Source organism: Streptomyces sp. AC602_WCS936, from assembly GCF_019049125.1.
In the GTDB taxonomy this organism is placed as follows: Bacteria; Actinomycetota; Actinomycetes; order Streptomycetales; family Streptomycetaceae; genus Streptomyces.
In genome coordinates, this window is the sequence record NZ_JAGMUF010000090.1 from 47,258 (window position 1) to 70,995 (window position 23,738).

General features: G+C 75.5%; 20 protein-coding genes, 1 tRNA gene and 1 pseudogene. 11 read left to right on the plus strand and 11 right to left on the minus strand.

Features of this window, described 5'->3' with window-relative positions:
• Positions 1 to 28 precede the first annotated feature (28 nt).
• The 7 genes and pseudogenes from KUM03_RS25615 to KUM03_RS25645 all read right to left on the minus strand — a co-directional run bounded on the left by KUM03_RS25615 (position 29) and on the right by KUM03_RS25645 (position 9,338).
• On the minus strand, positions 29 to 790 hold the full coding sequence (locus KUM03_RS25615) for a lipopolysaccharide biosynthesis protein (protein ID WP_254399875.1): 762 nt from the start codon (positions 788 to 790) through the stop codon (positions 29 to 31).
• Positions 787 to 1,947, minus strand: a complete 1,161-nt coding sequence (locus tag KUM03_RS25620) for a glycosyltransferase (RefSeq protein WP_217251648.1) — start codon at positions 1,945 to 1,947, stop codon at positions 787 to 789. Before KUM03_RS25620 ends, KUM03_RS25615 begins: the two co-directional genes overlap by 4 nt.
• Position 1,948: 1 nt before the next feature.
• Positions 1,949 to 2,638 carry a polysaccharide deacetylase family protein gene (locus KUM03_RS25625; RefSeq protein ID WP_217252976.1) on the minus strand — a complete coding sequence of 230 codons (690 nt, stop codon included), beginning with the start codon at positions 2,636 to 2,638 and terminating at the stop codon, positions 1,949 to 1,951.
• Between the two features lie 73 nt (positions 2,639 to 2,711).
• Positions 2,712 to 4,478 (minus strand): lipid II flippase MurJ, encoded by a 1,767-nt coding sequence (murJ, locus tag KUM03_RS25630; protein WP_217251651.1) that lies wholly within the window; start codon positions 4,476 to 4,478, stop codon positions 2,712 to 2,714.
• A gap of 692 nt (positions 4,479 to 5,170) precedes the next feature.
• Positions 5,171 to 6,496 (minus strand): annotated as a pseudogene (locus tag KUM03_RS25635) (O-antigen ligase family protein); the annotation flags it as partial.
• Positions 6,497 to 6,501: 5 nt separating this feature from the next.
• Positions 6,502 to 7,953, minus strand: a complete 1,452-nt coding sequence (locus KUM03_RS25640; protein WP_217251653.1) for an exopolysaccharide biosynthesis polyprenyl glycosylphosphotransferase — start codon at positions 7,951 to 7,953, stop codon at positions 6,502 to 6,504.
• Positions 7,950 to 9,338, minus strand: coding sequence for a glycosyltransferase (locus KUM03_RS25645; protein ID WP_217251655.1), 1,389 nt, complete (start codon positions 9,336 to 9,338; stop codon positions 7,950 to 7,952). The genes KUM03_RS25640 and KUM03_RS25645 overlap by 4 nt, the downstream gene beginning before the upstream one ends.
• A gap of 328 nt (positions 9,339 to 9,666) precedes the next feature.
• Between KUM03_RS25645 and chpG the strand changes: the two genes are divergently transcribed.
• The 6 genes from chpG (at position 9,667) to KUM03_RS25675 (ending at position 13,682) form a co-directional block, all read left to right on the plus strand.
• Positions 9,667 to 9,906 (plus strand): chaplin ChpG, encoded by a 240-nt coding sequence (gene chpG / locus KUM03_RS25650; RefSeq protein ID WP_217251657.1) that lies wholly within the window; start codon positions 9,667 to 9,669, stop codon positions 9,904 to 9,906.
• 272 nt (positions 9,907 to 10,178) lie between these two features.
• Entirely contained in the window at positions 10,179 to 10,925 is a 747-nt protein-coding gene (locus tag KUM03_RS25655) for a hypothetical protein (protein ID WP_217251659.1), read from the plus strand.
• A gap of 241 nt (positions 10,926 to 11,166) precedes the next feature.
• Positions 11,167 to 11,448, plus strand: a complete 282-nt coding sequence (locus KUM03_RS25660) for a hypothetical protein (RefSeq protein ID WP_217251661.1) — start codon at positions 11,167 to 11,169, stop codon at positions 11,446 to 11,448.
• Between the two features lie 104 nt (positions 11,449 to 11,552).
• The gene (locus KUM03_RS25665) at positions 11,553 to 12,068 is read left to right on the plus strand and encodes a hypothetical protein (RefSeq protein ID WP_217251663.1); all 516 of its coding nucleotides are present in this window, start codon (positions 11,553 to 11,555) and stop codon (positions 12,066 to 12,068) included.
• 236 nt (positions 12,069 to 12,304) lie between these two features.
• Positions 12,305 to 12,832: a tyrosinase family oxidase copper chaperone gene (locus KUM03_RS25670; RefSeq protein WP_308406412.1), complete on the plus strand. Its 528-nt coding sequence runs from the start codon at positions 12,305 to 12,307 to the stop codon at positions 12,830 to 12,832.
• A complete protein-coding gene (locus tag KUM03_RS25675; protein ID WP_217251665.1) occupies positions 12,816 to 13,682 on the plus strand; it encodes a tyrosinase family protein in 867 nt (288 codons plus the stop codon). The genes KUM03_RS25670 and KUM03_RS25675 overlap by 17 nt, the downstream gene beginning before the upstream one ends.
• Positions 13,683 to 13,776: 94 nt before the next feature.
• On the opposite strand, the gene KUM03_RS25680 is transcribed toward KUM03_RS25675, so the two are convergent.
• A complete protein-coding gene (locus KUM03_RS25680) occupies positions 13,777 to 14,085 on the minus strand; it encodes a chaplin (RefSeq protein WP_217251667.1) in 309 nt (102 codons plus the stop codon).
• A gap of 224 nt (positions 14,086 to 14,309) precedes the next feature.
• Here KUM03_RS25680 and KUM03_RS25685 point away from each other — a divergent pair, with 224 nt between their 5' ends.
• On the plus strand, positions 14,310 to 14,936 hold the full coding sequence (locus KUM03_RS25685; protein WP_217251670.1) for a DUF2087 domain-containing protein: 627 nt from the start codon (positions 14,310 to 14,312) through the stop codon (positions 14,934 to 14,936).
• Here the strand turns inward: KUM03_RS25685 and KUM03_RS25690 are convergent.
• On the minus strand, positions 14,909 to 15,949 hold the full coding sequence (locus KUM03_RS25690; protein ID WP_217251672.1) for a D-2-hydroxyacid dehydrogenase family protein: 1,041 nt from the start codon (positions 15,947 to 15,949) through the stop codon (positions 14,909 to 14,911). The genes KUM03_RS25685 and KUM03_RS25690 overlap by 28 nt on opposite strands.
• Positions 15,950 to 15,986: 37 nt before the next feature.
• Positions 15,987 to 16,062, minus strand: a tRNA-Arg gene (locus KUM03_RS25695).
• Between the two features lie 321 nt (positions 16,063 to 16,383).
• Here KUM03_RS25695 and KUM03_RS25700 point away from each other — a divergent pair.
• From KUM03_RS25700 to KUM03_RS25715, 4 genes are all read left to right on the plus strand, one after another.
• Positions 16,384 to 17,991 (plus strand): dynamin family protein, encoded by a 1,608-nt coding sequence (locus KUM03_RS25700; RefSeq protein ID WP_217251674.1) that lies wholly within the window; start codon positions 16,384 to 16,386, stop codon positions 17,989 to 17,991.
• A 3-nt stretch (positions 17,992 to 17,994) separates the two neighbouring features.
• A complete protein-coding gene (locus tag KUM03_RS25705; protein ID WP_217251677.1) occupies positions 17,995 to 20,241 on the plus strand; it encodes a YfjP family GTPase in 2,247 nt (748 codons plus the stop codon).
• A gap of 215 nt (positions 20,242 to 20,456) precedes the next feature.
• Positions 20,457 to 20,963, plus strand: coding sequence for a single-stranded DNA-binding protein (locus tag KUM03_RS25710; protein ID WP_217251679.1), 507 nt, complete (start codon positions 20,457 to 20,459; stop codon positions 20,961 to 20,963).
• A 262-nt stretch (positions 20,964 to 21,225) separates the two neighbouring features.
• A complete protein-coding gene (locus KUM03_RS25715) occupies positions 21,226 to 22,644 on the plus strand; it encodes a Cys-Gln thioester bond-forming surface protein (protein ID WP_217251682.1) in 1,419 nt (472 codons plus the stop codon).
• 34 nt (positions 22,645 to 22,678) lie between these two features.
• Here the strand turns inward: KUM03_RS25715 and KUM03_RS25720 are convergent, their stop codons facing one another.
• Positions 22,679 to 23,449: a hypothetical protein gene (locus KUM03_RS25720; protein WP_217252980.1), complete on the minus strand. Its 771-nt coding sequence runs from the start codon at positions 23,447 to 23,449 to the stop codon at positions 22,679 to 22,681.
• Positions 23,450 to 23,738 lie beyond the last annotated feature (289 nt).

Below are 23,738 nucleotides of genomic sequence, written 5' to 3' on the forward strand. Positions count from 1 at the left end.
GGCGCCCGGTGCGTCGCCGGGTACGTCGTCACAGCTGCCCGCGGACGTCGGCGGCCGGGGCGGGGCCGGGCACGGGCGCCGCCGCGCGGCCGGACTCCCGCGCGGCCCGGCGCGGACGGACCAGCAGCGCGAGCCCGCCCAGCAGCCCGCCCGCGCTCGCGCCGACCAGCCCGGTCACGGCGGCCGACGCCGAGGACGGCTCGGTCGGCTCGGTGGCGCGCGCGAACTGCCGCAGCTGGACGTGGGTGTCGTCGGCGGACGCCGCCGCGTGCCGGGTCAGGGCGCGGGCGACCGCGTTGGCCATGTCGGCGGCCTCCACCGGGCGGGAGGAGGTGGCCGTCACCGAGACCATCGGCGCGTCCGGCGAGGTCGCCGTGCGCACGCTCTCCTCCAGGGTCGTCAGCGGCACGCCCGCGTGCATCTGCGCGTCCCCGAGCACCGCGAGCTGGGTGGCGACCCGGCCGTAGGCCTGCGCGAAGCCCAGCGCGGACGCCGGGTCGGACTCGTCGGCGGGGACGGCGACGACGTAACTGGTCGCCGAGTAACGGTCGGGGGTGAGCAGGCCGTAGCCGGCACCGAGCAGTCCCCCGGCGAGGACGCCGGCCGCGAGCACGGACCACGGCGGCAGGGCGCGCACGCGGCGCAGGACGGGGCGCAGGGCGGGACGCAGGGCGGCGAGCGCACGGCGGGGGCGGGAGGGCGGGGCGGCCTCCTCGTCCGGTGCCGTGGTGCCCTTGGTTGCCGCGGTTGCCGTGGTGTCGGCCGGGGGGCGGGTCATGGACTCGGTCATGCGGAACTGACTCCCTGGGGTGCCGGGGACAACGGGTGCGTGAGGGTGGCCGCGTACACGTCCATCAGCCGGGCGGCGCTGCGGGTGACGCAGTAGTGGCGGGCGGCCTCGGGCGCGGAACGGGGCCCGGGGCCCGGTCCGGCGGCGGCGCGGACCTCGGCGAGCGCGCGGGCGTAGTCCTCCGCGCCGCCGGTGACCCGCCGGGCCGTGGGCGCGGCGTCACGCGGCAGGTCCTCGATCGCCGGGCAGGAGGCGTAGAGCACCGGCAGCCCCGACGCCAGGCCCTCCACGGCCGCCAGGCCGAAGGCCTCCTCGGCCGACGGCGCGGCGAGCACGTCCATCGCCGAGGCGAGGGACGGCAGGTCGGGGCCGGGGGAGCCGTCGGGGACGTAGGGGCGTTCGCCGGTGAGCAGGACACGGTCGGCGACCCCCGCCTCGCGGGCGGTGCGGCGCAGGACGTGCTCCTCGGGGCCCCCGCCGACCAGCAGCAGCCAGCAGTCGTCCGGGAGCCGGGCCAGCGCGCGGACCAGCACGTCGAACCGCTTGCCCGGGGCGAGCCGGCCGACGCCGCCGACGACGTACGCGTCCTGGGGCAGGCCGAGGCGGCGGCGGGTGCGCAGGCGGGCCACCGGGTCGAAGCGGAAGCGGGCCAGGTCGATGCCGTTGGGGACGACCTCGATGCGGGGCGCGGGCACGCCCCACCGCTTCAGCCGGTCGGCGACGGTGGGCGAGACGGCGACCGTGGCGCTGCCCAGCCGCTCCCCGGCCAGGTACAGCGCGCGGACGCCGGAGGTGAGCGGGCGGCCCTCCATCTGGGAGTCGCCGAGGGAGTGTTCGGTGGCGACGACGGCGCGTACGCCGGCCAGGCGGGCGGCGAGGCGACCGTAGAGGCAGGCACGGTAGAGGTGGGTGTGCACCAGGTCGTAGCCGCCGGTGCGGATCAGCCGGGTCAGGCGGGGCAGCGCGGCCAGGTCGCGGTTGCCGGCCATGCCGAGGTGGACGACGTCGACGCCGTCGGCCGTCAGCCCGTCGGCGACCGGGCCCGGGTTGGTGAGCGTCACGACGTCGCAGTCGACGGGGAGGTGGCGCAGGAGCAGCCGCAGCTGCTGCTCGGCGCCGCCCACGCCGAGGCCGGTGATGACGTGCAGGGCCTTCACCTCACACCCCCGTCGCGGGACGGCGGCGCAGGCGGTGCAGCCGGGTCTTCAGCAGCAGCCGTACGGCCGTGTCCCGCTGCCCCACGTGCACGCGGGGCAGCGCGTGCGGGCCGGTGAGCGGGCCGGGGTCGATGGCGCAGGCGTACGTGTACCCGGCGGCCCGTACGGCGTCGGCGGCACGGGCGTCGACCGTGCCGTAGGGGTAGCAGAAGCCGGTGACCGGGGCGCCGGTCAGCTCGGTGAGCAGGGCCCGGCTCTGCGCGGTCTCGGCCTTCAGCGCGGCGTCGTCGGCGGCGGTCAGGTCGACGTGGGTGAGGCCGTGCGAGCCGATCTCGACACCCTCGGCGGCGGCGTGCCGGATGCCGTCGGCGGTCAGCAGGGGCTTGCGCGGGCCCAGCGGGTCCCACGCGTTGTCGCCGTCGAGCCGCCCCGGCAGGACGAAGAGGGTGGCCCCGCAGCCGTGGCGGCGCAGGCGGGGCAGGGCGTGCTCGACGAAGTCAGCGTACCCGTCGTCGAAGGTCAGCCCGACCAGCCCCCGGCCCTCGCCGCGGGCCCGCGCCGCCAGCAGCTCGGCCACGGACACCCCCCGCAGACCGCGCCGGCGCAGCCAGCCGAGCTGCGCGTCCAGCCGCTCGGGCGTGACCGTGACGCGGTACGGGTCGTCGGAGGCGTCGCCGACGGAGTGGTACATCGCCACCCAGGGGACGGTGCCGGGGCGGGCGGCGGCTCCGGTGCGCGTACGGGGGCCGGTGCGGGCGCGGAAGTCAGCCGGGCCGGCGGAGACGGCGGAGACGGGAGCCGGGACGGAGGCGGAAGCGGAAGCTGATGCTGATGCGGCCATGCGGGAGCCTTCGTGTGACGGGGCGGAGGGAACGGTGGACGGACTCCAGGGCGGGAGCGACGCCCTGGACGCCCAGGGCCAGGCCGAGGACGGCGAAGACGCCGACGACGGCCGCGGCACCGGCGGCGAGGGCGACGGCGGGGGAGCCGCCGGGACCGGTGAACCGGTCCGCGACCAGCGCGCCCACGACCGTCGCCCCGACCGCCGCCGGGACCGGCCGGCCCAGGTCGCCGAGGACGCGTGGCACGCGCACGGGGACGCTGCGCGGACCCATCCCGGCGAGCAGCAGGGCGGCGGTGACGGTGATGCCGGCGGCGTTGGCGGCGGCGATCCCGGCCACGCCCCACGGGCCGACGGCGAAGGCGCCGATGCCGGCGGTGGCGGCGATGCCGGTGGCCATCGCGCCGAGCGGGTACCAGCTGGCGCGGCCCGCCGAGAAGTACGAGCGGGCCAGCGCGCCCACCACCGTCTGGCCGAGCAGCCCGACGGCGTACACGCGCATCACGCCCGCCGTCGCCGCCGTGTCGGCGGCCGTGAACGCGCCGCGCTGGAAGAGCAGCTGGATCATCTGCGGTGCGCAGGCCACGACCATGGCCGTGCCCAGCAGCACCAGACCGGCGGCCAGCGCCACGTCCCGCTCCACCCGGTCGCGGGCCCGCTCGGTGTCGCCGTCGGCCACCGCCCGCGCCACCACGGGGAAGGTGACCGTGCACAGCATCAGCGACAGCGTCATCGGGATCTGGGCCACCTTCTGCGCGTAGTTCAGGTGCGAGATGGCGCCGGAGGGGAGCCCGGAGGCGAGGAAACGCTCGATGACGACCTGGGACTGCCGGCACAGGGCGAAGAGCAGGACGGTGCCGAACAGGGCGAGCGCGAGGGGGCGTGCCGGGTCGTCCCTTTCGGTGCTCGTGGTCCGGGCCGTGCCGTCGCCGTCCTTCCGGTGGCGCAGCTGCCCGAGCAGGGACGGCAGTTGCGCCGCCACCATCAGCACGCCGCCGACCGCGACCCCGACGGCCGCCGAGCGCACCCCCCAGCGCCCGCCGAGCACGAACATCGCGGTGATGAGGCCGGTGTTGTAGGCGACGTAGATCGCCGCCGGTGCCAGGAACCGGCGGTGCGCGCGCAGGGCGGCGCTGCAGTACCCGGCCAGCCCGAAGCTGACGACGCAGGTGGCGGTCAGGCGGGTGCAGTCGACGGCCAGGGCGTGGTCGGGCAGGCCGGGGGCCAGGGCCCGCACCAGCACCGGCGCCGCGACGACGGCCAGCGTGCCGGCCGCGGCGAAGGCGAGGGCCAGCCGGGGCAGGGTGGCGGCGACCAGCGCGCGGACCGGGTCGCCGGGGACGGTGCCCTGCGCGCGGCGGGCCAGAGCGAGGCTGAACATCGGCACCAGCGCGAAGGCCAGCCCGTCCTCGATGAGCAGCGTCGCCGCGAACTCCGGCACCGTCCAGGCCACCAGGAAGGCGTCCGTCTCGCGGCCGGCCCCGAACAGCCGGGCCAGCGCCTGGTCCCGGACCAGCCCGAGCACCGACCCGGCCACCGACAGCACGGCCGTGAGCAGCGCGGCGCGGGCGAGGAGGCCTGAGGAGGGCCGGCCCTCGGCGGGCGCGGCGGCTTCCGTCTCCTGGGTGCCGACGGTCCGGGCAGCGGGCACCGCCGCCTCGTCCGGGGCGTGTACTGCGGGAGTCTTCACGGGGGCGGCACCTCCCCGGGGCCCGGGCCGGGGCGGTGGCGGCGGCGCGCGCCGGTCCTCGGTCCGAAGGCGGTACGGAGAGCCGTGCCCACCGCGGGCCACCGCCCCGGCCGGGGCTTCCCACCGGGCCGGCGGCCGGTGCGTGGCGCTGGTTCGGTGCGCGGCGCGGGCTCCGTGCTCGGGGTGCGGGGCGTGCCGGTGCGGCGTCCTGTACTGGGACCGCGTCCCGTACTTGGGCCGCGTTGCTCGCTCGGGTCGTTTTCCGTGCCCGGGCCGTGTTCCGCGCTGGGACCGTGTTCCTCGCCCGGGTCGTGTTCCGTGCCCGGGTGGTGTTCCGTACTCGGACCGTGTTCCTCGCCCGGGCCGTGTTCCGTACCTGGGCCGTGTTCCGCGCTGGGACCGTGTTCCTCGCTCGGGTCGTGTTCCGTGCCCGGGCCGTGTCCCGTGCTCGGACCGTGTTCCTCGCTCGGGTCGTTTTCCGTGCCCGGGTCGTGTTCCGTGCCCGGGCCGTGTCCCGTGCTCGGACCGTGTTCCTCGCCCGGGTCGTGTCCCGTACCCGGACCGTGTTCCGCACCCGGGCCGCGCTCCCGACCAGGCCCGCGTCCCGTACCGGCCCGTGGCCCCGTCGCGAACCCGGGGTCCGCGGCGGCTCCGGCCCAGGTCCCTGCCCCGTCCCCGTCCCCGGCGCCGGCCCGCGTCCCCGCCCGGGCCGCGGCTCCCGCACCTTCCCCCAGCCCCCACCACGCCGCCAACCCGAAGCACACCGCCGTCAGTACGGTCGAAGGCCCGCCGATGTCGGCGTACGCGAAGTCGGTCAGCTGCCACACCAGCAGCCCGCAGGCGACCAGCGCGCAGTCCTGCCCCGCCCGCCCGGAACGCCGCGCCGCACGCAGTCTCCGCAGCCCGAGCACGAGCAGCGCCAGCCAGCTCCCCGCGAGCGCGAGCAGCCCGATCAGCCCCTGCTCGGCCAGGACCAGCAGGTACATGTTGTGCGGCGACAGCAGCGGCTGCCTGCGGTAGCCCGCGCCGGCGCCGTCGGTCTCGCTGCCCGAGGACAGCGCCAGCGAGGCGTGCGAGTCGCGGTGCTCGGGGAAGCCCTTCAGCCCCACGCCCGTCAGCGGCCGCTCGCGCCACATGCCGACGGCCGCCGCCCACATGGTGTACCGGTCGGTCACCGACTGGTCGGGCGCGTCGGCGACCCGGGTGATGCTGCCGACCCGCTCCTGGAGCATCGCCGTGCCCACCCCGAACCCGCCCACCAGCACCACGCCCGCCGCCACCACGGCCGCCCCCACCGCCAGCGCCCGCCGCACCCCCGCGAGCAGCAGCTGCGCCGCGCACGTCAGAGCCGTCGCGATCCACGCCCCGCGGCTGAACGACAGGGCCAGCGGCAGCAGCAGGGCGAGCGCGCACCCCGCGGCGAGCAGCCGCTGCCGCGCCGGCGTCCGGCCCAGCGCCAGCCCCACCGCACAGACCAGGCCCAGGGAGACCACCGTGGCCATGCCCATCACGTCCTGCGGCCCGAAGGTGCCCACGGCCCGGACCTGCTCGCCCTGGTAGGAGGCCCCGGTCCCGGTGACGTACTGGTGGACGCCGACCGCCCCCTGCCACGCCGCGAGCCCCACCATCGACCACGCGAGCAGCCGCACGTCACCGCGGTCGCGGACCAGCAGCAGCACGGCGGCGGGGACGAGGACGAAGACCTGGAGGTAGCGGCCGAGGCCGGTGAGCCCCGCCCCCGGCGACAGCGCGCCCATGGCGGCGACGGCGAGCCCTAGCACGGGCAGCCCCAGCACCACGGCCGCCCTGCCGGACAGGGGGCGCCGCCGGTCCCGTACCAGCCGGACGGCGCAGTACAGCACCGCCAGCCCCGAGGCCACGTCCGCCGGGTGGGCACCGTCCGCGCCGTCCCCCGCGACCGGCAGGGCGAGCAGCGCGACGACCGCCACCACGGCCAGCACGGGCGGCAGCCGCCGGCGTACGCGCGCCGTGGACACCAGGGGCAGGGCGTGGGCCACCTCGCTCAGCTCCCCGTCGGACGCACGAGCGCGACGGCCGTGCGCAGCAGGATGCAGACGTCCTGCCACAGCGACCAGTCGTCGATGTAGGCGTTGTCGAAGCGGGCCCGGTCCTCGATGGAGGTGTCGCCGCGCAGCCCGTTGATCTGGGCCAGGCCGGTGATGCCGGCCGGGGCCCGGTGGCGGGCCGCGTATCCCGGGTGGGTCTGGCTGAACTGCGCGACGAAGTACGGGCGTTCGGGGCGCGGGCCGACCAGGCTCATGTCGCCCCGGAAGACGTTCCACAGCTGGAGCAACTCGTCGAGCGAGGTGCGGCGCAGGAAGCGGCAGAACCAGGGCATCCGCCGCTCGTCCGCCACGCTCCACCGGGTGGCCGACTCGTGCGCGTCGGCCGGGCGGTGGGTGCGGAACTTCAGCAGCGTGAACGGCGCGCCGTCCTTGCCGATGCGCTCCTGCCGGAACACCACGCCCGGCCCGCCGGCCACCCTCAGCACGGCCGCGCAGGCCAGCAGCAGCGGGCCCAGCAGCAGCAACAGCGCCCCGGACACCGTCACGTCCAGCACCCGTTTGCCGGCACCGCCCGGCCGCCGGGCGTCCGGCTCCAGGCGCCGGCAGGCGAATCCGGCGAGCCGGTCCCGGCCCGGGGACGGGAGGGCGGGGGCGTCGGCGCGGGACGGGGCGTCCGCCTCGACCTCCCACACCACGCACCCCGACTCGGCCAGCGCCCGCAGCAGCGGGCCCTGACGGCCGCGCACGGACGGGTGCACGGCCAGGACGTCCCGTACGCCGTTCTGCACGACCGCCCGCCGCACCTCCTCGCCCGTGGTCAGCACGGGCAGGCCGCCCGGGGTGCCGCCGGGCTCGTCGGCCACGAGCCCGACCGGGCGCACACCGCAGCGCGGCTCGCGCAGCACGGCCGAGGCCACGCGCTGCGCGGTCGCGACGGGGCCGACGACGAGGGCGGCGCGCGGGCGGACCCGCAGCGCGGTACGGCGCCGCCGGTGCACGACGCCCCGGCCCGCACAGCCCGTCGCCGCGTGCAGGAGGAAGCCGAGGAGCAGGGTGCGGGCGGACAGCGCGTGCGGTGGGGCGTACGCCGCCACGAGCGCCCCGAGCGACAGCCAGAGCACCGCGATACGGCCGCACAGGGCGGGCAGGTCGTCCAGCGCGCCCGGCAGCCGGCGGACGGGGCGCGGGCGCAGCAGCAGCGAGGCGGCGACCAGCAGGGCCGCGAGCAGTGGCTGGTGCGGGGCGCCGGTGAGGACCAGCGAACCAGGCAGGGCCGCCGTGCCGTCCGCCACGATCAGCGGCAGCGGGGAGTCCGGCCGCGGGGCGGGACGTCCGGCGGGGAGCCGGAAGCCCTCGGTGCCGACGCGCCGCGGCAGTACCGAGACGGGGGAGGCGCCGAGATCGCGCGGCTGGCCGGCGGGGGTGGGGACGGTGCTTTCCGCGGTCACGGGTGCGTGGACTCCCTGTACTCGGTGGACGCGACGACCGGCCGGCCCATGGGCCGGGGGAGGGCGCGCGCAGCGCCCGCCGCCCCGCGTCCGGCCGCTCCCGCCTCGCCGAGGAGGTCGGCGTACACCGCGGCGACCGCGGCGGCGGTGTGGCGTACGTCGTGCGCGGACCGGACGTGCGCGCGCCCCCTCAGGCCCAGTGACGTGCGCAGCGGCGCGTCGAGCAGCAGGCCGCTGACGGCGTCGGCCAGCGCCATCGCGTCCCCGGGCGGCACCAGGCAGTGCGGGACGAGGGCGGGCGGCAGCATCTCGCGGGCCCCGTCCACGCCGGTCGTCACCACGGGCAGGCCGCAGGCCATCGCCTCCAGCGGGGCCAGCGCCATGCCCTCCCAGCGCGACGGCAGGACGACCAGGTCGGCGGCCCGGTACCAGGGGGCGGTGTCGGCGACGGCACCCGCGAACAGCACCGGGGCGGGTGGCCTTTCACTCGTCCGCGCCGCGCCACCGAGGACTGCCGCGCCATCGGGGGCTGCTCCGCCATCGGGGGCTGCTCCGCCACCGGGGACTGCCCCGCCACTGACGACTGCCCCGTCACCGAGGAGTGGCGCGACGCCGAAGCCGTACGCCGAGGCGCGTGCCGCGAGCCGGGTGCGGTCCGGGCCGTCACCGACCAGTACCAGCCTGGCCCCCGGTACCCGGGCGAGCACCGACTCCCAGGCGGCCAGGAGGACGTCCTGCCCCTTCTGCCGGCACAGGCGGCCCACGCACACCACCAGCGGGGCGTCCGGGCCGGCGCCGCACCACAGCCGGACGGCGTCCACCTCATGCGCGGGGGCGGCGCCGAAGCGGCCGGGGTCGACGCCGTTCGGGATCACCGTCCACCGCCCGCGGATCCCGGCCCGCGCCCCGCGCAGCCGCTCCGCCTCGCTCACGCACACCGTGCGCGCCGCCCAGCGCGCCCCCCACCGCTCCCAGCCGAGCGCGAGCGCCGCGGCGGCCCCGCCGACCGCCTCGAACGACCAGGCGTGCGGCTGGAACACCGTCGGCACCCGCCCCCGTACGGCGAGCCGCACCGCGAGGCCGGCCTTCGCGCTGTGCGCGTGCACGAGAGTGGGCCGCACGTTCCCGATCACGCGGGCGAGCCGCCGTACCTCCGCCGGCAGGGCCGGGCCCGGCGACCGCGTCGCCGGCCAGTGCCGCACGTCGGCGCCCAGCGCACGGAGTCCGGCGGCGAGAGAGCCCCCGTCCGGACAGGCGACCATGACGCGGAGTCCCGCAGCGAGCTGAGCCCGGGTCAGATCGGCCACGACTCGGGCGACCCCGCCGTCCACCGGCTGGGTGACGTGCAGAACCCGTGACCGGGAGTCGGTCGGTGGCAGGTGCATACGCGTTTCCTCGCTCACGGAACATGCTCGGGACGGGCGGAAACGCGCCTCACCGCAGGGAACCGGCTGGTCACCGCCACGTCCGGAGCTCTCGGGGAGTGCCCTCGGTCGATGCCCCGCAGGGGTGCACCAGGGATGCGTCGGATGGTGTGGGACTCTAGCCGCTATCCGTACTAATACGGTGAAACCGGGTAAGTGTGTTGGAATCGTGAACGCCGGTTTCCCCGAGATCACCCTTTCGGCGGCACAACTCACGCGTGTGCCACGCGTTGACACTGCGCCGGGCACCCGCCCGGATGTTTGTGTCAACCCCAAGGAGCACTTCTCCATGTCGCGTATCGCGAAGGGCCTGGCCCTGACCTCCGTCGCCGCCGCCGCGGTGGCGGGCACCGCCGGTGTCGCCGCTGCCGACGCCGGCGCGCAGGCCGCCGCCGCTCACTCCCCGGGCGTCCTGTCGGGCAACGTCGTGCAGGTCCCGGTCCACGTCCCGGTCAACGTCTGCGGCAACACGGTCGACATCATCGGCCTGCTGAACCCGGCGTTCGGCAACGAGTGCGAGAACGACTGACCGTCGGCTCGAACCCTGCACCGGCCGTCCGTACGCGGTTCTTCCGCGAGCGGGCGGCCGGTTCGCGTTGCCGCACGGACGGCGGTGTGCTGCCCCGAATGGGGGGTGTGCACGGCGACACGGCGGGCGGACCTTGACAGGCCGTCCCACCAGGCAGGACGCCGACGCGGGGAAAGGCGGGTGCGGACGTACGGTCACGGCTCGGTTGCAGAGCGGCACGGGCGCTTCCACGGTGGGCACAAGATCCGACGCACCACCGAAAGGAACCCCTCATGCGTCTGCCCGCACGGCGAATCGCCACCACCGCCCTCACCGCCGGCCTCCTGATCGGTCTCTCCGGGCCGGCGGTGATGGCGGCCGATGGCGAATCGGTCCGGGAACGCACCCACGCGGCGTCCCACGCACCCCTGCCCGACGCCGCCGAACTGCAGGACCAGGTCGGCAGCCTGGCCGGTCTGGGCGGCGTGCTGACGCCGGTGACCGACCTGCTCGGCGCCGTACTCAAGGCCGACAACGGCAAGCTCGCCGCCACCGACGCGGACCAGCTCGCCGCCGCCGTCCAGGACGCCCTCGCCAAGGCCGAAGCGGCGGACGCGGACGCCGACGACGCGGCGACGACCACGCCGGGCACGACGACGCCCGGCACCACCACCCCCGGTACGAGCACCCCGGCCCAGCCGCCGGTCGTGACCGCGCCGGAGGCCGAGACCCCGGTCACGCTGCCGGCGCCCGTCGTGGCGCAGGACAGTGACGGGACCGCGGCGGCGGCCGACCTGACCGCCTCCGCCTACGCCGAACTGCAGAAGCAGATCGACGCCCTGATCAAGGCCAGCACCTCCGGCACCGCCGAACAGGTGAGCCCGGCCGTCAAGGACGTGGTGACCGGCGTCGTCAACGTCGTCGCCGCCACGCTGGTCGGCGGTGGGCTGCCCGCCGCGGACCTCGCCGGACTGCCCGCGCTGCCGGCCGCTCCGGAGGCCGCCGCCCCGGCCGCCCCGTTGCCGGCGAACCCCTCCTGACGCCCTCGGCGTTCCGGGCCGCCGCGCCATCCCGTCCTTTCCGGGGTGGCGCGACGGCCCTTTCCTCGTTTCACCACCGAGCGTGTTCCGTCACCGGGCGTGTTTCCGTCACCGGGCATTCCGTCATCAAGGGATCTCATATGTCTTCCGGACGCGGGGTTTCCGTGCCCGGCACAGGTCGTTAGGCAGGGCGTCCGCATTTCCTCCGGTGACCTGTCGAGTCGCCGAAGAAAGGAACACGATGAAGTCCCTCAAGGCCGCCGCCGTGGTCGCCGGTTCCCTGGTCGCCGCCGGCTCCGCCGCCCCCGCGTTCGCCTACGACCCCGCCGACATCACTCCCACCAGCCTCAACGGCGCCGTGAACGCGCTCACCGCGGAGCCCATCGACGTGATGCCGCTCAAGCACCAGTCGGACGCCCTGGACACCGAGAACAAGGACTCCGTGCTGCACACCGTGAAGGGCGCGACCACGCGGCTGAACTCCGAGGGCGGCCTGCTCGGCGGCCTTCCGCTGGGTCGCTGACCCGGATACCCGGCGCCCAATTCGCCGCCGCGTCGCGCTCTTTCCGTCAGTCTCCTTCCGCATTCGCCAGCCCTCCCGCATTCCTGAAAGGGACCGTGCCTGACATGAAGTCGACCACCAGACGAACCCTGGCCGCCGTCGTCACCGGTGTGGCTGCCGCCGTGGGCGCGGCCGCGAGCCCCGCCGCCGCGGCCGGCGCGGTCCCCGTGCCGGTGCCGCTGGGCGGTGCGGAGACGGCCCTCGGCATGGAACTGCCCGAAGTGGCCGGCGAGCTGCCCGTGCCGACGCCGGGCGCGCCCGAGGGGCCGCGGTACGTCGAGGGCCGGCTGCTGCCGGAGCGGACACTTCCGCAGTTGCCGGTCAGCAGCGGCCTGCCGGGCGTCGACCTGCGCCAGCCCCTGCCGCAGGTCCTCGGGGACGGCTTCGACCACGCCGCCGTCGACGCCCCCGCCGCCGAACTGCGGACGCTGGCGCCGGGACTGTCGCTGGACGCCCCGCTCAGCGCCCCCGACGGCGGGGGCTTCGGCCTGCCGACCGCCAAGCTGCCCCAGGCGGGCGTGCTCACGCCGGTGGTGCAGACCGTGCCGGCGGCCGACCTGGGGGTCGGCCCGGGTCTGTGACCCGTACCGCTCACGTCCGCACCCGTGTGGCCCCGCGCGCGGTGACCGCGGGGCCCGCCGCTCGGTTACCGGTACGGATCACCGAACCGGACGAGGAGCGAGCCATGGTCGTCAACGCGGGCAGAACAGTGGACGGAACAGCGGACAGAACGGCGGACGGACCGGCAAACGGGCTGGCAGCGGGGCCGGCAGGCGGACCGGCGGACGGGTCGGCGTACGGGACTCCGCGAGGGCCCGTGAGCGGCGCGGAGGGCGGTGCCGGGCGGGCGGCTGAGTGCCCGGCCGTAGGCGCACCGGGGCTCGGGACGCGGCGGCAGATGATGCGGGGGCTGCTCGCCCCGGCCCTCGCCGTCTCCCTGGCGCCGCTGGTCGCGGCCTCCCGGCCCGCACGGGCCGCCGCCACCGGGGCGGACGCGCGCCCCGCCCGTCCCGAACCGCACGTCGACGCGGACGCCCCGGTCGAGGGCTCCTCGTTCGACGAGACCTACCGCGGCCGCCGCATCCGCGGCATCCGGTCCGCCGCGGGGCGGGCCGTCGGCGCCGGGACCTGGCACGTCACCGTGGACGGCCGGCCGCTGCACCTGATGCGCCGGGCCGACGGCAGCTGGCTGAGCATGATCGACCACTACCGGTCGTACCCCACGCCCCTCGCCGCGGCCCGCGGCGCCGTCGACGAACTCGGTCCCGGCGAGCACCTGCGCGACACGCCGGCCGCCGAGGGGCACGACCACCACTCCGGGGGGCGGCATGGCGTACACGCGTAAGGACGTCAGCACCCTGACCCGCAGCGAGAAGCGGCGGTTCGTCAAGGCGCTGCTGGAGGTCAAACGGCGCGGTGAGTACGACGAGTTCGTGCGGACCCACATCGAGTACTACGTCTCCGACGGCGAGGACGGACTGCGTACCGCCCACATGGCGCCGTCCTTCCTGCCCTGGCACCGCCGGTTCCTGCTGGACCTGGAGGAGTCGCTGCGCCGGGTCGACTCGTCGGTCACCGTGCCGTACTGGGACTGGACGAAGGACCGCACCACCAGGTCGGCGCCTTGGACGGCCGACTTCCTCGGCGGCACCGGGCGGCGCTCCGACCACCGGGTGACCACCGGGCCGTTCGCCCACGCCGAGGGCAACTGGACGCTCAAGGAGAACGTCACCGACACCGAGTACCTCACCCGGGACCTCGGCCGCGCCGCCGACCCCATCGGCCTGCCGACGAAGAGCGACCTGGAGTGGGCGCTCGACGACCCGGCCTACGACACCGCGCCCTGGGACTCCACGGTCCGCAAGGGTTTCCGCAACAAGCTGGAGGGCTGGGGCACCGGACGCGGCAGCGTCTCCTGGCGCAACCACAACCGCGTGCACCGCTGGGTGGGCGGGGCCATGGTCGGCGGCGCCTCCGTCAACGACCCGGTGTTCTGGCTGCACCACGCCTTCGTCGACCTCCAGTGGTCCCGCTGGCAGGCCCGGCACAAGAACACCCGCTACCTGCCCGCCGAACCGCCCGGCCGGGGCAGCGCGCAGCACGGCCGGGTCGTCGCGCGGCACGAGAGGCTGCCGCCGTGGGACGTGACACCGGACGAACTGGAGGACCACAGCCGGATCTACCGGTACGCCTGACCGGCGGGCGCCGGGCGCCCGGCCGACGGCGCGGACGGCGGACACGGGAGAGCCCCGGCCGGGAAGACCGGGGCTCGCCTGGTGCCTGCGGGACTCAGCCGCCGTAGCCGCCGCCGTTCTTGCCGTCCTCGCCGTGCTTGTCGCTCTCGTCCTTCTTGTCGTCGTCGCCGTTTTCGCAGACGTTGCCGAAGGCCGGGTTGAGCAGACCGATCACGTTGATCGTGTTGCCGCAGACGTTGACCGGCACGTGGACCGGAACCTGGACGACGTTGCCGGACAGGACGCCGGGCGAGCCGATGGCCGCGCCCTGGGCGCCCGCGTCCGCCATGGCCAGGCCGGTGCCGCTGAGGACCACGGCACCGGCGCCGAGCGCGACACCGGCGGCCTTCGCGATGCGAGACATCACGTTCTCCTTCTGACTCGGGGAGCACGGCGGCAGGACGCGCCACCGCACTGCCGGTTCAACGCCGCTGGTCGGAGAGGGGACACGGGGGGAATGTGAGGATCACCCTTTTTGAACAGGAGGGCGGGGCCGGGGCGTCCGGGGCACGGGCGGGACACGGGCGGGACACGGGCGGGGCGGAAAACCGTTCCGCTCCGGGCCGGGTCGTCCACTAGCCTCCCGGCATGGTTAACGACCAACCCCACCAGTCCGACCCGTCCGGCCGACCCGACCACGCCGACCGGTCGGGCGTGACCGCCCTGCCCGGCCTGTTCGCCGACGAGGGCCGGGTGCGTGCCTTCGCGGCGGTGGCCCTGGGGGCGGGCAGCGCGCAGGACGTGGCCCGGGCGGCAGGCCTGTCCGCGAAGGAGACCGCCGCCGCGCTGCGCCGGCTGCGGGAGCAGGGTGTCGTGGCGTCCGGGGACGGCGGCGGCCTCGTCGTCGCCCACGAACGCTTCGTGGAACTGGCCCGCGCGGGCCGCCCGGCCGCGGAGACCGCCGGACACACCGGGGCGGACGACGACCGGGCGGGCCTGATCGTGCGGACCTTCGTCAAGGACGGCCGGCTGGTGCGGCTCCCCGCGCGCTGGACGCGCAAGAAGGTGGTGCTGCGGCACATCGCCGAGCAGACCTTCACGCCCGGCGTGGAGTACCCGGAGCGCGCCGTCGACGAGAAGCTGCGCGCCTGGTGCGACGACGGCGACGTCGACCATGTGACGCTCCGGCGCTACCTGGTGGACCTCGACCACCTGCGCCGGAGCGGCGGAACGTACTGGCGGCCCGGTCAGTCCGTCCGGGCCGGGATCGCCTGAGCCTCCTGGGCCGGGGGAGTGGCAGGGGCAGGGGCAGGGGCGGGGGCTGGGGACGCGGGCAGGCGGCGTACGGGGGAGCCCGCGAGGTAGGCCTGGACCGCCTCGACCGCCTGGCCGTAGTACGTGGCGTAGTTGGCGTGTGACACGTAACCCAGGTGCGGCGTCGCGAGCAGGCGCGGGGCGGTGCGCATCGGGTGGCCGGCGGGCAGCGGTTCGGTGTCGAAGACGTCCACGCCCGCCCCGGCGATGCGGCCCTCGTGCAGGGCGGCGAGGAGGGCGTCCTGGTCGACGATCGCCGCGCGCGAGGTGTTGACCAGGTAGGCGGTCGGCTTGAGCAGGGCCAGTTCGGCGGGGCCGAGCAGGCCGCGGGTGCGGTCGCCGAGCGCCAGGTGGACGGAGACGAAGTCGGCCGTCGAGAGCAGGTCTTCCTTGGAGGGGGCGAGTTCGACGCCCACCTCGTCGGCGCGCTCCTGAGTGAGGTTCTGGCTCCAGGCGCTCACCCGCATGCCGAAGGCGAGGCCGACCCGGGCCACCCGGCCGCCGATCTTCCCCAGGCCCAGCAGCCCGAGCCGGCGCCCGTGCAGGTCGGCGCCGACCGTCTGCTGCCAGGGGCCGCTCCCGCGCAGCGCGTTGCTCTCCTGGACGATGCCCCGGGCCAGGCCCAGCAGCAGGGCCCAGGTCAGTTCGACGGGTGGGGTCGAGGAGGACGCCGTACCGCACACGGTGACGCCGTGCGCCTCGGCGGCGGCGTAGTCGATCACGCTGTTGCGCATGCCGGAGGCGACGATCAGTTTCAGCCGCGGCAGCCGGGCGATCAGCGACGCCGGGAAGTGGACGCGTTCGCGCAGCGTGACCACGATGTCGACGTCGGCGAGCGCCGCGGCCAGGGCGTCCTCGCCGTCGATATGGGTGTCGAAGGACACGACGTCCACGTCCCCGGCGACCGGGGACCAGTCGGCGATCTCGGTCGCCACCTGCTGGAAGTCGTCGAGCACCGCGCAGCGCAGTCGCACGTCGTCCGGTCCTCCGGTCCGTCCGCCAAACGGGCAGTGGCGCCCCCGGCAGGACTCGAACCTGCGGCCAAGCGCTTAGAAGGCGCCTGCTCTATCCACTGAGCTACGGGGGCCTGGTGTGGTGGCCTCGGTCGTGGTGCCCGGGTGTGGGCCGATCCGTGACGTCGCCGGGGACAAGGATAGGGCTCCCGGCTCCATGTCCCTGATGCTTCCCCTCCGTGGCTCGATGTGGAGGTTCGGTGAAGCGGTTCCGATAATCGCAGGCAGGTACGAATCGTGCATCGCTTTTGGCGTCTCACGCATCGGGTGTTGTGCACTCGTTATGCCTGGGCTGTGCTCGCGTCCCAGTAATCCCTTCCGCCTGAAGTGTCCGGTCGGCGCGCAGGCATACTCATATGCTTCAGAATTCCCCTGAAATTGGGCATTCTTCACATGTGGTGACCTTGGACGTACGGCCTCAGCTGCTCGACGCACTCTCCGCCCTGCGCGACCGTGTCGCGGCCGCACGCTTCCCGCTGCCCCTGGCGGGGGCCCCACGCGCGCGTGCCAACCGCGACGAACTGCTCGCCCAGCTCGACGACTACCTGGTGCCCCGGCTGAAGGAACCCGAAGCGCCCCTGCTGGCCGTCGTCGGCGGCTCCACCGGCGCGGGAAAGTCCACGCTGGTGAACTCCCTGGTGGGCCGCCGGGTCAGCGAGGCGGGCGTACTGCGGCCCACGACCCGCACGCCGGTGCTGGTCTGCCATCCGGAGGACCACCACTGGTTCAGCGGCATGCGGGTGCTGCCCGACCTCACGCGCGTGTGGATGCCCCACCCGGACCCCGGCGACGACCTGCTCCTGCCGGGCGAGAACCCCGCGCGGGTACTGCGCGTCGAGACCGCCGACAGCCTGCCGCCCGGCATCGCCCTCCTGGACGCGCCCGACATCGACTCCCTCGTCGCCGACAACCGCGTCCTGGCGGCCGAGCTGCTCTGCGCCGCCGACATCTGGGTGATGGTCACCACCGCCGCCCGGTACGCCGACGCCGTCCCGTGGCATCTGCTGCGCACCGCCAAGGAGTACGACGCCACCCTCGTCACCGTGCTCGACCGGGTGCCCCACCAGGTGGTGGCCGAGGTGTCGCGGCAGTACGCCGCGCTGCTCACCAAGGCCGGACTGGGCGACGTCCCCCGGTTCACCGTCCCGGAGCTGCCCGAGTCGGCCTGGGGCGGCGGGCTGCTGCCGGCCAGCGCGGTGGCGCCGCTGCGGACCTGGCTCGCGCACCGGGCGCAGGACCTCGGGGCCCGGCACGACGCCATGGCCCGTACGGCGCACGGCATCCTGGACTCCCTCAAGTCCCGGATGCCCGAACTGGCCGGTGCCACCTCCGCGCAGTACGCCGCCGCGCTCCGGCTCACCGCCGCCGTCGACGGCGCCTACGACGCCGAGCACGCGCGCGTGCGGGGCAGGTTGCAGGCGGGGGCCGTGCTCGCCGGGGACGCGCTGAAGCGGTGGCGGGCGTTCCCCCTCGACTGCACCCCCGAGGAACTCCTCGACTCGCTGGTGGAGAGCCTGACCGCCCTGCTGCTGTGCTCCGTGACCGCCGCCGACGAACGGGTCGACGAGGCCTGGCGGCGCGAACCGGCGGCCACCGCCCCGGAACTCGCCGGCCGCGACCCCGCCCCGGAGAGCGCCGAGCACCGCATCGGGCTGGCCGTCCGGCGGTGGCGCCGGGAGCTGGAGGAGTACGCCGAGGACGAGGTCCGCGAACTCGACCGGAACCTGGCCCCGGACCCCGCCGTGGTGGCCGCCCTGGTCGCCACCGTGCTGCTGGGCGGGCGGCGCGGGCGCAGCGCCGGGGAACGGCTCGCCGAGCGGATCGGCGCCCACGGCGCGCTGCGGCTGCGCGACCGGGGCGGGCGGCTGCTCGACGAACACGTGGACCGGGTCGTGCACGTCGAGCGCGAACGCCGGCTGGCGCCCCTCGACGGGCTCGACGTCCATCCCGAGCCCCAGGCCGAACTCATCGCCGCGCTGTCCGTACTGCAGAAGGAGAGGTGACCGGTGACCGCCGTCACTGACCAGGACCCCACCGAGCACACCGGCCACACGACCGGGGAGGCAGGCCAGGCGGGTGAGTCGGACAGGGGAGACCGGGGAGACCAGCGAGACCGGGTGGACCGGGTGGACCGGGTGGACCGGGTGGATCAGCCGGTCGAGTCGGGTCCGGGCGCGGCCGAAGGCACCGCCGCGCGGGAGGACGCCGACGGGGACGCCGAGCAGCGCGGGTCTGAGCGTGAGCGTCAGGGCGAGCGTGAGGGCGAGCGCCGCCGCCGTGGGTTCCACGCGCGCGTGAAGGACGCGGCGGCGTCACGTCGTACGGAGCGCGGGAGCCCGTCCGGGGAGCGGGAGGGCAGGGCGGGCCGGGACCGTCCGGCTTTCGTTGCGGAACACGGGGCCGCCGTGCCCGCCGCGCCCACTGCTGGGGCGTCTGTGCCCGCGGGGGCCCGTGGCGCGGACTCGGCACGCCGGACGACCGCGGAGCGTCCGTCGGGCACGGAGCACGCCGCGGGTGGATCGCCCGGCTCCGGGGACGGTGGCGACGGCGCCTGGGGTGACGGGCTGATCGCGCGGCGGGTGGACGAGAAGAACGGCGGACCGGACCCGTACTTCACCGTGCCGAGCAGGCCCGCGGGTTCCTCGGCCGCCCTGATGCCACTGGCGTACGACGGACAGCTCAGGTCGCGGCTCGACGCGCTGCGCGAACTGGTGGGCCTGTCCCGCACCCGGCTCGACACGAGCACGCTCTCCGAGGCGGGCCGCGTCCTGGACGAGGCCGCCGCGCGGCGCAGGCTCTCCGGACAGCACACCGTGGTCGCCATCGCGGGCGCCACCGGCAGCGGCAAGTCGCAGCTGTTCAACACCCTGGCCGGAGTGACGATCTCCGAGACGGGCGTGCGCCGCCCGACCACCGCGGCACCCATCGCCTGCAGCTGGAGCGACGGCGCGGCCAGCCTCCTGGACCGGCTGAGCATCCCCGGCCGCCTGCGCCGCCGCCCGATCCAGCACCCGGACTCCGAGTCGCCGCTGCGCGGGCTGGTCCTGATCGACCTGCCCGACCACGACTCGGCGGCCGTGCAGCACCGGGAGCAGGTGGACCGCATCCTGCGGCTCGTCGACGCCGTCATCTGGGTCGTCGACCCGGAGAAGTACGCCGACGCCGTGCTCCACGAGCGCTATCTGCGGCCGATGGCCGGCCACGCGGAGGTCACCTTCGTCGTCCTCAACCAGGTGGACCGGTTGCCCGGCGAGGCCGCCGAACAGGTCCTCGACGACCTGCGGCGCCTGCTCGACGAGGACGGCATCGCGCTCGGGGAGTACGGCGAACCCGGCGCGACCGTGCTCGCCCTGTCCGCGCTGACCGGCGAGGGAATCGGCGAACTGCGCGAGACGCTCGGCCAGTTCGTCACCGAGCGGCAGGCCCCGGCACGCCGCATCGCGGCCGACGTGGACGCCGCCGCGCGGGGGCTGCGGCCCGTGTACGTCACCGGACGGCGGACCGGACTCAGCGAGGAGGCGCGGGAGGAGTTCGCCGACCGGCTCGCGGACGCGGTGGGCGCCACCGCGGCGGGCGAGGCGGCCGAGCGCGCCTGGCTGCGCAACGCCAACCGCGCGTGCGGCACGCCGTGGCTGCGGCTGTGGCGCTGGTACCACGACCGGCGCGAACCTCCCACGGGACGACTCCCGTTGCGCGCGCAGGCCGACGAGGAGGCCACGGCCCGCCAGCGCGTCGAGCAGGCGGTGCGCACGGTCTCCGACCGGGCGTCGGCCGGGCTGCCGGCGCCGTGGGCGCAGGCGATGCGCGAGGCCGCGGTCCGCGGCGCCCAGGGGCTGCCCGAGGCCCTGGACGAGCTGGCGGTGCGCACGGGGCTGCCGCCGGGGCGTCCGCCGCGGCCGGGCTGGTGGCCGGTGGCGGTGCTGGCCCAGGCGACGATGACCCTGCTTCAGGTGGTGGGCGGGCTCTGGCTGCTGGGGCAGATCATCGGGTTCGTGCCGCCGAACCTCGGCGTGCCGGTGCTGCTGATGCTGGCCGGGATCATCGGCGGCCCCCTCGTCGAGTGGAGCTGCCGTGTCGCGGCGCGCGGTCCGGCACGGCGCTACGGCCACGAGGCGGAACGCCTGCTGCGGGAGGCGGCCGCGGGGTGCGGCCGTGCCGGGGTGCTGGACCCGCTGGCGGCGGAGCTGTTGCGGTACCGGGAGGTACGGGAGCAGTACGGGCGGGTCACGGGGGCGGGGGCGGTGGCGAGGTAGGGGCGAGACAGCGGCGGAGTGACGGAGTTTTCCACAGACCCGGGGACGGTCCACAGCCCTCAGCGGGCCGGCCCGGACGGAGGCAGTCTGACCTCGGGCGGTCGCGACGGACGCGATCGCACCGGCAAGGGCGGCGGCGGGACCACGCGGACGTGGCGCCTGCCGCGCCGGAGCAGCCGTGCGGGAGGCGCCCGTACGGGGAGGGAGGACTCGCGATGAACGAGACGATGATCTGCGCGGTGGGCAACGTGGCGACGCAGCCGGTGTACCGGGAGCTGGCGAACGGCCCGTCGGCACGCTTCCGGCTGGCGGTCACCGCGCGTTACTGGGACCGGGAGAAGAGCGCGTGGACGGACGGTCACACCAACTTCTTCACGGTGTGGGCCAACCGGCAGCTCGCCACCAACGCGTCGTCGTCGCTGGCGGTGGGTGATCCGGTCGTGGTCCAGGGGCGGCTGAAGGTGCGCACGGACGTGCGCGAGGGGCAGAACTGGACCTCGGCGGACATCGACGCGGTGGCGATCGGCCACGACCTGGCCCGCGGCACGGCGGCGTTCCGGCGCGCCGGCAGGTCCGAGACGGCGGCCACCTCCCCACCGCAGCCGGAGCCCAACTGGGAGACACCGGCCCCGGAAGCGGCCGGCCCGGCCGACCCGGCCGACCCGGTCGACTCGGCCGCACCGGCCGCCGGGCAGCGGCCGGAGCCCGCGACCGTGGCATGACACGGATGCCTCGCGGCAGCTGACCGAAGTGCGGCTTATCGGCGAAGACGCCTTGGATGCCCCTGGGTTGATTTGTCGATAAGCCCTGCTCACGACCGTGTCGGCGATAACGATTCCGATTCGGATCACCTCGCGGACGAACATCACCGGCGGACACGGTGCGTCATGTCCTTAGGATGCCGAACGAGCCCTGCGGGGCTGCTGATTCTGCTGGTGGGACCTTGCCCCCCACGTCAACGGGTCCTGCTCGAAGGGGAATTTGGTGTTTTCTTCGTTCACTGCGCTGTCCCTGCCAGGCCGGGGAGCGGCGCGACTCGCCGCCGCGGCACTGGTGTCCGCGGTCGCCGCCGCGGGCGTCGTCACCGGCGCGGGCCCGGCAGCCGCGGCGCGGGACGGGGCGGCGCAGGGACAGGGCGGGGCGACGGCCACCATAGGCGGCCTCAAGACGCACGGCACCGCGGTCGTCCACGGTGCCGCCGGCGACCAGGAGGTGCCGGCCGGCCTCTTCGAGATGTCCGTCGACGGCGGCGGCATGCTGCAGACGTACTGCGTCGACATCCAGAACCCCACGCAGAAGGACGCCAAGTACCGCGAGACGCCCTGGAGCGGCACCTCGCTGGGCACCAACGACGATGCCGGGCGCATCCGCTGGATCCTCCAGAACTCCTACCCCCAGGTCAACGACCTGGCCGCGCTCGCGAAGAAGGCGGGCGTCCGCGGCGGCCTGACCGAGCAGGACGCGGCGGCCGGTACGCAGGTCGCCATCTGGCGCTACTCGGACGACACGGACGTCGAGGCCACCGATCCCGAGGCCGAACGGCTCGCCGACTACCTGGAGAAGCACGCCCGCGACCTCGAGGAGCCGACCGCGTCCCTCTCCCTGGACCCGCCCGCGGTCTCGGGCCGCCCCGGTGAGCGGCTCGGCCCGGTGACGGTCCGCACCAACGCCGGCGGCGCGACGGTGACCCCGCCGGTCGACGCCACCGCGGGCGGCGTGCGGATCGTCGACAAGGACGGCACCCCCGTCACCTCCGTCACCAACGGCACGCAGATCTTCTTCGACGTGCCGAGGGGAGCGGACCCCGGCACCGCCGGACTGACCGTCCAGGCCTCGACCACCGTGCCGGTCGGCCGGGCCTTCGCCTCCGAGAGCCGCAGCCAGACCCAGATCCTGGCCGGCTCCAGCGAGTCGACGGTCACGGCGACGGCGACCGCAACCTGGTCCGACCAAGGCCCGATACCCGCCCTGTCCGCGAGGAAGAACTGCGCCGAGGGCGCCCTGGACATCACCGCCTCCAACAAGGGCGACGAGGACTTCACCTTCGAGCTGCTGGACACCGAGTACACCATCGCGGCCGGCGAGTCCCGCACGGTGACGGTCCCGCTGCCGGAGGACCGGCCCTACGACTTCACCGTCCGCGGCCCGGCCGGCTTCGAGCAGCGCTTCTCCGGCGTCCTCGACTGCCGCACCCGGACCGCCGCCCTCGACGACACCACCCGCACCCTCACCGAACCGGCCCCCTCCACCCCGGCCGCCACCCCCACCCCGGACACCAACCTCGCCGACACCGGAAGCTCCGGCGTGACCCCCCTGATAGGCGGCACGGCCATCGGCCTCGTCGTGATCGGCGGCGCGGTCCTGCTGTTCGTCCGCAGGCGCAACGAGGGCGGGAAGAGCTGACCCACCCGCCCGTCGGCGCACTCGCGCGGCGGCGTCAGTAGCGGTGACCGGGCCAGTGCGGGTCAGACCAGCGCTTCTCGTCCGTGAGCGACAGCAGCCGTATGCGGTGGAGCAGGTCCGCCGGAGCGCCCGACTCGCGCAGCCGCGCCGCGCCGTGGCCGAGGAGCCAGGCGACCAGGTCGGCACGGAGTCGTTCCTCGTCGTTCTCGTACCAGCCGACGTACCACGGCAGGCTGTCCCCGAGGAGCTCGTACTCCCATTCCGCCGCCGCTTCGGCGAGGCGCCGGTCGCTGAGGCGCCCGGTCTGCCGCTCCCACTCGGCGAGCCAGGGGCCGACCGTTCCGGACGCCTCGGCACACAGCGCGAAGACCTGGTGCGCCGGTACGGTCGCGTCCGGATCGGTGAGGCTCTGCACCCACCAGGCGCTCAGGAACTCGCGCACCGGACCGGCGTGATCGTCGGGCCACCGCTGCCAGCGGCCGCGGGCCAGGGAGTACCCGGCCTCTTCCAGCCCGAACAGGGGGTCCGCGAGACCGGCGACCAGGACCCCGGCGAACTGGGGCAGGATGCGGCGCAGCACGGCCGCGTGATCGGTCCAGTCGGTCGCCCGCCAGGTCCGGCGCAGGAGGTCCGGATCCAGCTCCACGTCCGGTGTCTTCAGAAGGGCTAGTTCCTCCGCGCTGCCCCAGTGGCAGTCGCAGTTGTACTCGTCCGGACGCGCGGTCATGCCGCGGAAGGTGACGGCGAGGCCGTCCAGGGCGGCGGCGAGACGGCGGCCCGCGGGACGGTGGTCGGCGAGGTGCATGGTGTGCCCGGCCTTCGAGGACTCCGGCCGGCTCCGCCGACCGAAGATCGCCACCTTACCCGCGCGGCGACCGGCAGTCACGGACGAGGCGCCGCCAGCATCCAGGAGAGCCCAGGTCAGAGGCGCTGCCCCGTCTCGGGGGTCGGGATGATGCCGACGGAGTCGAGAGCGGGCTCCCAGGACTGGTCGTTGAACGCCTGGCTCCAGATGACTGCGCGCCCCGCCTCCTGTCTTCGCCCCGCCCGGCCGCGCCCGGCGGCTCAAGGGGTTCGGCCACTGCCGGCCGATG